The sequence below is a fragment of the Klebsiella sp. GN_Kp190 genome, from assembly GCF_040061795.1.
Classification (GTDB): domain Bacteria; phylum Pseudomonadota; class Gammaproteobacteria; order Enterobacterales; family Enterobacteriaceae; genus Klebsiella; species Klebsiella michiganensis.
Window position 1 is genome coordinate 13547 of record NZ_JBEAFN010000033.1, and the last position, 12139, is coordinate 25685.

Here is a 12139-nt window from a genome sequence, read left to right on the forward strand (position 1 = left end):
TAAGTTAAAAGGTTATGACGAGAATGAGGTCTGACGCTCTGTCGCGTGTCGCCTGGCGACAATCGCGGCGGTGGTAAAACAGAATAGCGCGGACATCAGGCCGGTGCCTACCCAAAACAGCGATAGCGTACTGAAGTCATACAGCGTTTTGCCATTTTCGATTATCGATGTTTTATCGATGATGATGCCGGTCAGAAACTCGCCGAGTCCCGCCCCCGCGTAGCTGGCAATACCGATGGTGCCGAGCGCGGCGCCCGCGGCTTTACGGGACGAAATATCGACGGCGATCAGTCCGCCAAGGAAGCAGGTCAACGCCCCGATGGTAGCGCCGAAGATAATCATCGCCAGAATATCGGTGTAGTAGCCGTGCGGCGACCAGAGCATCAGCGCGAAGCCGGCGGTGTTGAGCAGGCTGATAAAACCGGCCATCACGCTGCGGTTGCGCGGGAAGAAGCGGTCGGAGAGCATCCCGGCGATAATCGTTCCGGCAATACCCGCGATAGCGTTGACCCCGATAATCCCGGACGCTTCGAGAGTAGAGTAGGCTTTATCCTGCTCCAGGAAGAAGATCCCCCATGAATTCACCGCGTAGCGGTCGATATACATAAACGCCGAGGCCAGCGCCAGCGCCCACAGGGCCGGGTTGCGCAGCGCCAGCAGCTGGTTTTTAAACACCGAGCCGCGGGCTTCCGTCTCCTCCTGCGGTTCGTCGCGAATCACGTTGATTGACGGGAAGCCGCAGCTTTGCGGCGAGTCGCGCATAAACAACAGCATCAGCACCACCCCGGCGGCGCCGAGCGCGGCGGTCGACAGATAGCCCATCTGCCAGCCGAATCCGGCAATCACCGCCGCGATCACCATATAGGTCATCGCTTCGCCGATGTTATGCGCCGTCGACCAGATGGCGTAAAAGGTGCCTCGTTCTTTACAGCCGTACCAGCGCGCCAGCGATACCACGCACGGACCGACGCCCATCGACTGCGCCCAGCCGTTAATCCCCCAGAAGATAGCCAGCAGCATGGCGTTGCTGGTCATCCCCATCATCAGGTTCATCCCGGCGCTCAGCAGCAGCCCAAGGCTCATATAGCGCACCACGTTGGCATGATCGGCGATAAAGCCGTTGACCAGCTTGCCGATGGCGTAGCTGAAAAACAGCGTTGAGCCGATCATGCCCAGCTCCGTCGGGGTAATGCCAAGCTCCACCAGCGCGCTTTTGGCGACGGTGAACGACAGCCGGCAAACGTAGAACGTGACGTACGCCAGGGTCATGGTAATAAAGGTTTGCCAGCGCACGCTGCGAAAGCGCCGCTCATCGAACTCTCCGCCCGCTTTGGGCGGCGAAGCGCGAAAAAATGCGATAATTCTTCCAGACATAATGGTATCTCCGAAGGTCGGAGGCCTGACTGATTAGTGTGGTTCGTCCATGAGGTTTAACCCGTCATACTTCAAGCTGCATATGCGTTGGCTGCGTTCGTTCACCCCAGTCACTTACCAGAGTAAGCTCCTGGGGATTAATGAGAGGCTCCTGCCTCTCACCGGAGGCCAGCCTTCGGCTGGTCAAATTCGTTCCCGACGAATTTGTCGCTCACTTGCCGCCTTTCTGCAACTCGAATTATTTAGGGTTGATTGTCGTTGTGTAGAGTACATAATCAGATAAAGCCTGACCCGATGCGGTTAAGGTAAGGGGTGACAAAGCATGTTTTTTAATTGTGGATAGAGCGTCTTGCTGGCCAGCAGCAGCGGATTACCGTGACGAATCCCGTCGTTTGCCAGGTAGTCGTTGCTGAGGCCGCCCGCTTCGCGCATCAGCACCAGCCCCGGCAGCCCGTCCCACGGGTTCATATGCGGTTCGTAGTAGCCGATAAGCCTGCCCGCCGCCGCCCAGGCGCTCATCAGCGCCCCGGAGCCGTTGCGGATAAACATCCCGCCGTCGCTCAGCAGCGCATCGAGGAAGGGCAGAAAAACCGCAGGCGTCACGCGGTGCGAGGTGCCGACGCCCATCACGCCCTCTTTGACCGTCGCTGCCGGATGCGGCGCGATAGGCGCATCGTTAAGCCACGCGCCCTGGCCTTTCAGGGCGTGGAACAGCTCGCGATGGTTGGGGTCGTACACCACGCCGATAACCGGTTCGCCGTCTGCAATGATGGCCAGCGACAGGCACCAGGTGTGCAGGCCGTTAAGAAAACAGCTGGTGCCGTCGATGGGATCGACAACCCACAGCACGCGCGCGTCCGGCATCTGCGTCCCGCTCTCCTCGCCGAGAAAACCGTCCTGCGGGAAGGCGTCGGTAATGCGCTGCTTAACAAACGCTTCGACCCGTTTATCGGCGACGCTGACCACGTCCTGCAGATCGTCGCCTTTATGATCCACCGTCAGCCGGTCGCGCTGTTGATAGTATTCGAACGCCAGTTCAGCACCGGCCTTCGCCAGTTCGCAGGCTAAACGGTAGCGGGCCTGCAGTTCATTTGATTCCAGTGATTTCATCATAACTCCCTATTTTGCACACGTGTGCAAATTGCCTGAAAAAAACGGCCCCGAAGGGCAAAATGAGTGTGGATGGATTAAAAATATTATTCTGTGATCGCTCCGGCATAAAATGAATTTTTCATTTCGCGCTTTGACGAACGATCAGTTTCACCGGCACTTCGCGATGGCGTGACGGCAGGCTGAATTTGGCGATCCGCGTGACCAGCAGATCCACCGCGTGGTGGGCGAGCAGGGCGGTATTCTGCTGCACGGTAGTCAGCTGATAGGGCTGCCAGTCCGCCTGGGGAATATCATCGAAGCCGATAATCGCCGGTAGCGAAGCGGCGGGGTTGTCCGCCCGCAGGCCGTCCAGCGCGCCGAGCGCCAGCATATCGGTGGCGCAGAACAGCGCCTGCAGCTGCGGATGCGCGGCAAGCAGCTGCCTGGCGGCGGCAAAGCCCGCCTGATAGCCGCTGCTGTCGCAGAAGTGCGCGGCGACCTCCATACCCTGGGTATGGGCAACAAACGCTTCGTAGCGCTGGCGGGTGCTGAAGTTATCCAGGCTTTCGCCGATAAACCCGGCCTGGCGCCACTGGCGCTGGGCAAACAGGTCGGCCACCAGCTTCGCGCCCTGCGCGTTGTCGCTGCACACGCGATCGCAGCCGGCCAGCTCGGCGTGGCGGTTGATAAGGGTCACCGGGATTTTTCGCTCCAGATACTCCTCCGCCAGCGACAGCGGCGGCGCCCCGGAGGTGATAATGACCCCCGCGACGTGATAGCTCAGCAGCTGCCTGAGCGACGGGGCGAGCTGCTGCGGATCGTCGGCGTTCATCAGCAGCGGCATAAAACCGTTGAGCGCCAGCTGGTGGACCAGCGGCGACAGCAGCTTGCTGCGGAAGGGGTTATCAAAGCCGGCGGTGACGATGCCGATAAAATTGCTGCTGCCGGTGTTCATCGTGCGGGCGATAATGTTGACCTGATAGCCCAGCGTTTCCGCCGCGGCGAGGACCTTCTGGCGGGTTTTTTCCGCCACCGATGCGCCGGGCGTAAAGGTGCGGGAAACCGCGGAACGGGAGACGCCAGCGAGTCGGGCAACGTCCTCTGCCTTAATCCATTTTTTTTCGCTCATAGTATCAGGGTACGGGTTATCCTCAGTGAGCCCGCGCCGACGCTGGAACCCATGGCCGGCACGGAAAAAGTCGTTAAAAGGTACCACATAAATCCCCGGGCGAGCAGTGGGTTGACGCGGCATCGCGGCCGCGTCAACGTCAGGCTTATGCCGGATAGCGAATCTGCTCCGCCTGGCGCTGCAAAATAACTTTGCCGTGACGAATGGAGGTCAGCACTTTGGCCTGGCGGCGCAGCGCGTCGTAGTCGTTTTCCGCATCGAGGATCAGCAGGTTCGCCGGGCGTCCTTCGGCAATGCCGTAGTTGTCGCCGAGGCACAGGGTGCGGGCGCTGTTATCGGTAATCAGATCGAGGCAGCGCTGCAAATCTTCGTATCCCAGCATATGGCAGATATGCAGCCCGGCGTCGAGGATGCGCATGATGTTGCCGTTGCCCAGCGGGTACCACGGATCCTGAATGGAGTCCTGGGCAAAGCAGACGTTGATCCCGGCGCGGTCCAGCTCTGCCACCCGCGTCACGCCGCGGCGTTTCGGCCAGCTGTCGAAGCGCCCCTGCAGGTGAATGCTTTCGGTCGGGCAGGAGATAAAATTGATGCCAGACGCTTTAAGCAGACGGAACAGCTTCGAGCAGTAGGCATTGTCGTAGGAGCCCATGGCGCAGGTATGGCTGGCGGTGACCTGCGCGCCCATGCCGCGCACCCGGGCCTCTTCCGCCAGCACTTCCAGAAAGCGCGACTGCGGGTCGTCGGTTTCATCGCAGTGCACGTCCACCAGGCAGCCGTGGCGCTCGGCCAGGTCCATCAGAAAAACCAGCGAGCTGACGCCCTTATCGCGGGTATTTTCATAGTGCGGAATGCCACCCACCACGTCGGCGCCCATTTCGATGGCGCGGGTCATCAGTTCGCGTCCGCCGGGGAAGGACTCAATGCCCTCCTGCGGGAAGGCGACGATCTGCAGATCGATAAGATGGGCCGCCTCTTTTTTCACTCTCAGCATCGCCTCAAGCGCCGTCAGGGAAGGGTCGGTGACATCAATGTGGGTGCGCACGTGCTGCACGCCGTTGTCGCGCAGCATGCCGATGGTTTTCAGCGCCCGCTGGCATGTATCTTCGACGGTGACGCTCGCTTTGCGCTGGCTCCAGCGGGCGATGCCCTCAAACAGGGTACCGCTCATATTCCACTCCGGCTCGCCCGCCGTCAGGGTGGCGTCAAGATGGATATGCGGTTCGACGAACGGCGGGATGACCAGCTTTTGCTCAGCGTCGATATCGTCGGCGTCAGCCGCCTGCGCCGCGGCCTGCGCGGTGATGCTTTTAATCAGGCCGTCCTGTAAGTCGAGGGTATAGAGCGCTTCTTGATGGCGCAGGCGCGCGTTGATAATTTTCATGGTTGTTCCCGTAAATGATTTTGCGACATACGCCAGATCGCTAAGGCGACCGAGGCGTTGAGATGAAACTGCGGGTGGCTGACCGGATAGCCGGTCAGCTTTTCAATACGCTGAATGCGTTGATGCAACGTGTTGCGGTGAATGCCCAGCCGCTCGGCGGCTCTGACCACGTTGCCGCTCTCCTGAAGCAGCGTTTCCAGGGTCTCCATCAGCAGCCAGGGACTTTTGCGATCCGGCTCAATCAGACAGCCGAGGGTGTCGTGCATAAAGTCGCTCAGCAGCGCGGGGTCGCTAACGGCGGAGAGCAGCTTGATAAACCCCAGCTGCTGGTAGTCGCTGATGCGCTGGGCCGGACGCAGGTTATCGCTGAGGTCCAGCGCCTGACGCGCCTGCGACAGCGCGCGCTGATATCCCTGCAGCTGCTGCACCGGCGCCGAAAGGCCGCACAGCAGCGATAGCCCGTCGTCGCCCTCCGCCAGCGCGATCAGCCACGCCTGGAGCCACGTTTTTTGCTGATAAAACTCGCCTTCCTCATCCGGAAGCAGAAAGAGAAACATATTGCTGCGCTCGACCAGCGGAAAGGGATTGCCCTGCTGATTGAGCTGCTGCTGCAGCCGCTGGCGTACGGTGCGGCGGGCCTGCTGCAGCCAGGCTTCGGCCTGCTCCGGCGGAAACTGGCGAAACAGGCGCGGTATCCCCTCAAGGCGCAGCGCCGCCACCCGCAGCGGGCGGGTAAAATCCAGCTGCTGGTGGAGCGCCCGCTGATGCAGGATTTGCAGGTCGGGATAGTCGCCGGTTAACAGCTGCAGCAGAATATCGCGCTGCGATTGCAGGGCGTTTTCGCTGCGCACCAGCGCGGTACCGATGCGTTCGGTCACGATCACCATTTTCAGCAGATAGGGCTGTTCGATCAGCGGAATGCCCAGCTCGTCGGCCAGCGCAATCAGGCGCGGCGGGATCGCCTGAATGTACGCGTCGCCGGTGAGGATCACCATCCCGGCGATCCCGCGCTGCTTGCCCTCCATCAGCAAATGGATCAGGTTTTCTTCATCGCGGGGATGGTTGATCCCGGTGATAAACACCAGCTCCCCGCCCATGATCCATTCGGCGATATTTTCATTTTCCGCCACGTAGTACCAGCGAACCGCCAGCTGCAGCCCCTGCTTACCGGCGCGCAGGCGCATGGCGGAGAGCCCCTCCAGGGCGAGGATTTCGCTGACCGTCAGGCTCACGGCTACTGCTCCGCGACCGAATCAGCGGCGGGCTGACGTTTGCTCAGACGCGTCAGCGCGATATAGACCAGCGCGGAAACGGTAATGCCAACCAGCGGGGCAATCCACGGTGACAGGTAAGCCACCACCGCGCCCACCGCGTAGGCGCTAAGACCCAGCCAGTTAAAGCGCGGCAAACGGGCGGTGTGCAGCAGCGGATAGCGGCCGCCGCGATAAAACCAGTAGTCGGCGAGGATCACGCCGCCGATGGGCGGAATGATGCTGCCCAGCAGCACGAGGAAAGGGATCAGCATTTCATACATACCGCCAATGGCCAGCAGAATGCCGACCCCGGCGGCAACCACGGTCAGGGTGCGGCGACGCTCGCTGCGCAGCAGATGGCAGGCGGCGGCCGAGACGTTGTAGATCGTTGGCCCCTGAATCGTCAGCAGGTTGAGGCACAGCATTATCACCGCGGCGACCGACAGCCCCTGCAAAATCAGCACTTCCACGATATCGGCCTGCTGGTAGACGATGGCGCACCAGGCGCCGGCGATAATCATCAGCCCGTTGCCGATCAGGAAGCTGCTCATGCTGGCGACGATGGCGGTGCGGCTGGAGTTGGCCAGCCGCGTCCAGTTCGTCGCCTGGGTCGCGCCGCTGGCAAAGGTGCCGAATACCATGGTAATGGCCGCCGACCAGGTCATGGTTTCACCCGGTTCGATTTGGGTCATCGCCTGCCAGCCGCCGGCGTGATGGGCGGCAAGGTACATCGACACCACCAGCAGAATAAACATCAGCGGTACCGATACGCGCGACAGCGCATCCAGCCCCTTATAGCCCACCAGCGCGGTGACGCAGAACAGGATGCCGAACAGGATCATCAGCGGAATCGTCATCGCCGCAGGCAGGGCGAGGATTTTGACCAGCGAGATGGCGACCGTCGCGGTTCCCCAGGCGTACCAGCCCAGCTCGGCGAAACCGAGAATAAAATCGGCGAGCTTGCTGCCGATTTCACCGAAGCAAAAACGGCCCATCAGCACGGTATTTAGCCCGCTGCGCGCGGCAATCCAGCCGAGCGAGGCGGCGTACAGGGCCAGCAGAAAGTTACCGATAACCGCAATCCACAGCAGGTTAACGATGGAGAAAGAGACGCCAAGCTTGCCCCCCGCGAACATGGTGCCGGTGAAAAAAGTAAAGCTGAACAGAACCATCGAGATGGAAAAAACGCCCTTGCGCCCGGCGGCGGGCACTTCGACGAGCGGAAAATCATTGCTGTTTGACATGGTGGAACCTCTGAGTGGCTATCCAAATAGCGATGGCAGAGGGGTAGCAAGAGGTGTGCCAGAAAAAGCGGGGCAGGGGTAACACAATGGGGTGGGCAGTATGCACATAAAACGGCGTTAAACGGCCGTTGTTTGCCATAAATGTGTGCACAGTGCCATGTTTTGCACCGCCGTGGGGCAGTGGGATGTGACTCCTGCCCCCGCATTTTGTCGGACGACGGCTGGCGTCTTACCCGACCTGGGGGGCAGGTCAGAATCGACAAATGATGCCAATTTTACGCCGTTTCCCGGCGGCACGATCCCCCATCTTTTTAACCGCCCGCAGGCGGTAATTTTTGCGTCATGAAAATGCTCAGTTGTATTGTTGTTAAAAACAGTAATTTCATATGCTTTTCTGATATAACCATTATCAATGTAAGTCTTTCCTGAAATATTGTTCGCTTACGCCGGCGGTGTTAGTATCGGGTAAATAGCCATTTAGACGGCTAAATACAACATCGCTAAACTAAGGAACTGCTATGTGGCAAGAAAGACTCGCGCAACTGGTCACCACCTGTCATTGGATCGGCGCGAAAGGCTGGGCACCGGCCACCGGCGGCAATATGTCGGTGCGTCAGGATGAGACCTGGTGCTGGCTGAGCGAGTCGGGGCGCGATAAAGGCAGCCTGACGACGGAGGATTTCCTGCAGGTGGAGATCGCCAGCAATAAAGCGCCTTCCGGACGTAAACCCTCTGCTGAAACCGGCCTGCATACCCTGGTGTATCGCCTGTTCCCGGAAGCGAATGTCGTGCTGCACGTGCATACCGTCAACGCGACCGTGCTGTCGCGGATTGAAAAAAGCGCCACCCTGGCGCTGCAGGGCTATGAGATGCAGAAAACCCTGACCGGCCAGCACAGCCATCTCGATACCGTGCCGGTCGCCATTTTTGATAACGACCAGAATATCGATGCCCTGGCGGCGCGCATTGAAGATTATGCGCAGACCCACCCGCTGCGCTACGGCTTCCTGCTGCGCGGCCACGGCCTGACCTGCTGGGGCAAAGACATTCACGAAGCCCGTCGCCAGCTCGAAGGACTGGAATTTTTGTTCGAATGTGAACTGATGCGCCGCCGCTACGAGCGCGACTAATTTCTCTTCACCAACGGGTCAGGCATGGATTTTTATCTCGGAATCGATATCGGCACCTCGCGCGTGAAAGCGGTGCTGTTTGATGAACGCTTTCAGGCGTGCGCCAGCGCGGCGCAGAACACCGGCCCGCGGCTGTCGGCCAACGGTCACGCCGAGCAGGATATGGCCCAGCTGTGGCAGTCGGTGGTGGCGATTTTACGCGATATCGCCCGGTATCCGGCGCTGCAAAGCGGGCGTTTACGCGCCATCGGCCTTGCCGGGCAGGGCGAAGGGGTCTGGCTCAGCGACGCCGAAGGCGAACCGGTCGGGCCGGGTATCCTGTGGAGCGACACCCGCAGCCGCGACCTGATGAGCGAACTGCTCAGTCGCCCCGGTTTTGACCGTCGCTTCTTTGACGATACCGGTACCCATCTGCAGCCCTGCAATACCAGCATGCAGCTGTGCTGGCTCAAGCATCACCAGCCGGAGCGGCTGGCGGCGGCCCGCTATCTGTTTTTCGCCAAGGACTGGATCCGCTTTCGCCTCACCGGCGTCGCGGCGCTGGATCTTACCGATGCCAGTACCTCTTTGCTGAATCAGCAGAGCGGAAAGCTATCCACGGTGGTGCTCAATGAGATGGGCCTGGCAGATTTACAATCTCTGTTCCCACCGCTGCTGGCGCCGGACGTGCAGGCGGGCGCGCTACGTGAAGAGGTCGCGGCGCTCACCGGGCTGCCTGTGGACACGCCGGTGGCGGCCGGCGCGCTGGATGTGTGCAGCGCGGCGCTGGGCTGCGGCGCGGTCAACGATGGCGATATTTATACCATTCTTGGCACCACCTGCTGCACCGGTATCGTCTGCCACGGTCGCCAGACGGTCAACGAGGGGACGCGCTACGTCACCCATACCGAAGCGGGCAGCTTTATTAACCTTTTTCCGATGCAGGCCGGGACGCCGAACATCGACTGGCTCCAGCAGCAGATTGCGCTGGAGCCGGATTTACAGCAGCTGGAACAGCATATCGCCAGCGTTGAGCCCGGCAGCGGCGGCGTCTTCTGGCAGCCCTACCTCAACGGCGAACGCGCCCCGTTCTTTAGCCCCGAGGCGCGGGCCGGTTATTTCGGCATTAGCCAGCACACCACCCGCGCGGAGTTGCTGCGGGCGGTGTTTGAAGGGCTGGCTTACGCTATCGTCGACTCGCTTCAGGGCTACCCGCAGGGCGGCGAACTGTACCTGACCGGCGGCGGCGCGGCTTCGGCAACCTGGCTGCAAATCATTGCCGACTGCACCGGCAGAACGGTGGTTTCCAGTCCTTTCAACGAGCTTAGCGCGCGCGGCGCGGCGATTCTGGCGGCGCGCAGCGTCGATGCCCTGAGCCGCTATCCGGCGCTGGAGCAGACCCGCTATCGACCCCATCCGCAGGCGCACAGCCGCTACGCCGCGCTCTATCCGGTGTATCGACTGCTGCGCGAGCAGATGCTCCCGGTGTGGCAGGCCCGCCGCGAGGCGCTTCAACGTATTTCTCAGGAACAACGCATATGAAAATTGTTTTTACCGCCGAACACGCCGGCGACCTCAGCGCTTTTCAGCAACTGGGCGAACTGCGGGTAGAAGGCTGGGCGCTGGGCAAGCCGAAGCTGAGCGCAGGCCAGCTGATCGAACTGGCCCACGACGCCGAGGTGCTGGTGACCAGCTACGATGAGGTGACGGAAGCGGTGATCGCCGCCTGCCCGCGTTTACAGGTGATCGCCTGCACCCGCGCCAATCCGGTGAACATCGATACCAAAGCCGCCCAGGCGCGCGGTATCCGCGTGCTCTATACGCCGGGGCGCAACGCGGACGCCGCCGCCGAGCTGACGCTGGGGCTGATGCTGAGCCTGGCGCGGCATATTCCGCAATCCCACGCGGCGCTGAAGCGCGGCGAATTCACCCACGCCGAAAACGCCGCGCAGGCCACCCAGAGCGGGCTGCGCCGCGATGTAGTGTGGGACGTTAGTCCGCAAAGCCCTTATGAAGTCTTTAAAGGCAGCGAGCTGCGCAACAAAACCCTGGGGCTGATTGGCTACGGTAATATTGGCCGCCGGGTGGCGCGTATCGCCCGCGCCTTTGGCATGGCGGTACTGGTGGTGGACCCGTTTGTCGCCGCCGAGGATATCAACGAACCGGGGTTGCAAAAGACGACCCTTGAGGGGCTGTTCCGCGAGGCGGATATCGTGAGCCTGCATCTGAGCAGCGGCCCGCACAGCGATGGGCTGGTGAACGCGCCATTGTTGAACAGCATGAAGCCGGGCGCGCTGCTGATCAATACCTCGCGCGCGGCGGTCGTGGACGAAGACGCGCTGATTCACGCGCTGCGCCACGGCCCGCTGGGCGGCGCGGCGCTGGATGTCTACCATCGCGAGCCGCTGTGGCGCGACCATCCGTTTGTCACCGAGTTTGATAACGTGATTATTACGCCGCATATCGCCGGGGCGACGCGGGAGAGCATTGCTAAACATACGGCGATGATTGCCGCCGACCTCCAGCGCTATGTCGCCGGAGAGCCGCTGCTTTATCAGTGGCGTTAAGCCGCGCTTGCCGCCGCGCAATGCGGCGGCGAAGCTTGTTATCCGCGACGGTGGGTCGCCATAAACTCCTGCGTATGCTGCCAGTCCACCACGCCGGCATCCGATCCCATGCCGGTCGCCACCAGCGCGGCGACGGCGGAAGCCACCTCGCACGCCGCTTTGACGCTTAACCCCCGGGCCAGCGCGGCAATAAAGCCGCCGCAGTAGCTGTCGCCGCAGCCGGTCGTATCCACGGCATCGACCCGGAACGGCGCGATATGCTCGACGGCGCCGTCGCGGGTCAGCAGCCAGGAGCCGTTTTCGCCGTCCTTCAGAATGCAGGTTCCGACGCCAAGCGCAAAGAAGACGCGGGCAATCGCTTCCGGCTGGGTCTCCCCGGAGAGATACGCCGCTTCTTCAAGGGAAGGCATAAAGTAGTCCACCGACGGCAGCAGCGGGCGCAGCAGATCCAGGGTGCGCGCGTCGGGGGCGATTAAATCAAAGCTGGTGGTGACGCCGCGGGCTTTCGCCGCCCGCAGCAGCAGCGCGCTTTGCCCGCTATCCATCGCCGCCAGCAGGCCGGTGCCGCCGTGGTGCAGGAACCGGCAGTCGAGGATCGCGTCAAACTCTTCTTCGCGGATAAAAAGCGCATCGGAAGCGCCCCGACAGTGCAGCGCCGGGCGCTCGCCGTTGGGGCGGATGGGCAGGATCGTCGCCGACGTTTCCTGCTGCGCCGTGCGCTGGACCAGCGAGCAGTCGATCCCCAGACGCGCGTAGCTGGCGAGGATAAAATCGGCTTTTTCATCTTCACCGAGGCAGGCCACCGCGGCGGTGCGAATGCCCAGCTTCGCGGCATTAATATTGGCTCCGGCGGCGGTTCCGGCGGGGTTAAGACGAATTTGTTCGATAAAGGCTACCCCGCCGCGCGGCGGGATGTCGATCACCGGGCGACCGGCGATATCAAGAATAGTCAGGCCGACAAAGACGGCGTCAAAAGCTGCCATAGGT

The 12139-nt window shown here is 61.3% G+C and carries 10 protein-coding genes; 3 read left to right on the top strand and 7 right to left on the bottom strand.

Annotated features, from left to right (window positions below):
* Positions 1 to 12 precede the first annotated feature (12 nt).
* The 6 genes from ABLU67_RS20520 to codB form a co-directional block, all read right to left on the bottom strand.
* Positions 13 to 1374, bottom strand: coding sequence for an MFS transporter (locus tag ABLU67_RS20520; protein WP_025106422.1), 1362 nt, complete (start codon positions 1372 to 1374; stop codon positions 13 to 15).
* A gap of 300 nt (positions 1375 to 1674) precedes the next feature.
* Positions 1675 to 2484: an inositol monophosphatase gene (locus ABLU67_RS20525; RefSeq protein WP_032694342.1), complete on the bottom strand. Its 810-nt coding sequence runs from the start codon at positions 2482 to 2484 to the stop codon at positions 1675 to 1677.
* Between the two features lie 121 nt (positions 2485 to 2605).
* A complete protein-coding gene (locus ABLU67_RS20530; protein ID WP_014228374.1) occupies positions 2606 to 3595 on the bottom strand; it encodes a LacI family DNA-binding transcriptional regulator in 990 nt (329 codons plus the stop codon).
* Positions 3596 to 3740: 145 nt separating this feature from the next.
* Positions 3741 to 4979 (bottom strand): cytosine deaminase, encoded by a 1239-nt coding sequence (gene codA / locus ABLU67_RS20535; RefSeq protein WP_049101547.1) that lies wholly within the window; start codon positions 4977 to 4979, stop codon positions 3741 to 3743.
* Positions 4976 to 6211: a PucR family transcriptional regulator ligand-binding domain-containing protein gene (locus ABLU67_RS20540; RefSeq protein ID WP_009653171.1), complete on the bottom strand. Its 1236-nt coding sequence runs from the start codon at positions 6209 to 6211 to the stop codon at positions 4976 to 4978. Before ABLU67_RS20540 ends, codA begins: the two co-directional genes overlap by 4 nt.
* A gap of 2 nt (positions 6212 to 6213) precedes the next feature.
* Positions 6214 to 7476 (bottom strand): cytosine permease, encoded by a 1263-nt coding sequence (codB, locus tag ABLU67_RS20545; protein WP_348852517.1) that lies wholly within the window; start codon positions 7474 to 7476, stop codon positions 6214 to 6216.
* A 518-nt stretch (positions 7477 to 7994) separates the two neighbouring features.
* On the opposite strand from codB, the gene ABLU67_RS20550 reads away from it, so the two are divergent.
* Genes ABLU67_RS20550 through ABLU67_RS20560 form a run of 3 tightly spaced genes read left to right on the top strand, consistent with a single transcriptional unit; the run spans position 7995 to position 11152 of the window.
* Positions 7995 to 8606: a methylthioribulose 1-phosphate dehydratase gene (locus ABLU67_RS20550; protein WP_014837792.1), complete on the top strand. Its 612-nt coding sequence runs from the start codon at positions 7995 to 7997 to the stop codon at positions 8604 to 8606.
* 24 nt (positions 8607 to 8630) lie between these two features.
* Positions 8631 to 10127, top strand: a complete 1497-nt coding sequence (locus ABLU67_RS20555) for an FGGY-family carbohydrate kinase (protein WP_102803494.1) — start codon at positions 8631 to 8633, stop codon at positions 10125 to 10127.
* The gene (locus ABLU67_RS20560) at positions 10124 to 11152 is read left to right on the top strand and encodes a 2-hydroxyacid dehydrogenase (protein WP_032748675.1); all 1029 of its coding nucleotides are present in this window, start codon (positions 10124 to 10126) and stop codon (positions 11150 to 11152) included. The genes ABLU67_RS20555 and ABLU67_RS20560 overlap by 4 nt, the downstream gene beginning before the upstream one ends.
* Positions 11153 to 11190: 38 nt before the next feature.
* Here the strand turns inward: ABLU67_RS20560 and ABLU67_RS20565 are convergent, their stop codons facing one another.
* Entirely contained in the window at positions 11191 to 12135 is a 945-nt protein-coding gene (locus ABLU67_RS20565) for a sugar kinase (protein ID WP_025106414.1), read from the bottom strand.
* Between the last annotated feature and the right edge of the window lie 4 nt (positions 12136 to 12139).

Coding starts and splice junctions, on each gene's coding strand:
- ABLU67_RS20520 (WP_025106422.1), bottom strand. CDS start 1,374: ATGTCTGGAAGAATTATCGCATTTTTTCGCGCTTCGCCGCCCAAAGCG.
- ABLU67_RS20525 (WP_032694342.1), bottom strand. CDS start 2,484: ATGAAATCACTGGAATCAAATGAACTGCAGGCCCGCTACCGTTTAGCC.
- ABLU67_RS20530 (WP_014228374.1), bottom strand. CDS start 3,595: ATGAGCGAAAAAAAATGGATTAAGGCAGAGGACGTTGCCCGACTCGCT.
- codA (WP_049101547.1), bottom strand. CDS start 4,979: ATGAAAATTATCAACGCGCGCCTGCGCCATCAAGAAGCGCTCTATACC.
- codB (WP_348852517.1), bottom strand. CDS start 7,476: ATGTCAAACAGCAATGATTTTCCGCTCGTCGAAGTGCCCGCCGCCGGG.
- ABLU67_RS20550 (WP_014837792.1), top strand. CDS start 7,995: ATGTGGCAAGAAAGACTCGCGCAACTGGTCACCACCTGTCATTGGATC.
- ABLU67_RS20555 (WP_102803494.1), top strand. CDS start 8,631: ATGGATTTTTATCTCGGAATCGATATCGGCACCTCGCGCGTGAAAGCG.
- ABLU67_RS20560 (WP_032748675.1), top strand. CDS start 10,124: ATGAAAATTGTTTTTACCGCCGAACACGCCGGCGACCTCAGCGCTTTT.
- ABLU67_RS20565 (WP_025106414.1), bottom strand. CDS start 12,135: ATGGCAGCTTTTGACGCCGTCTTTGTCGGCCTGACTATTCTTGATATC.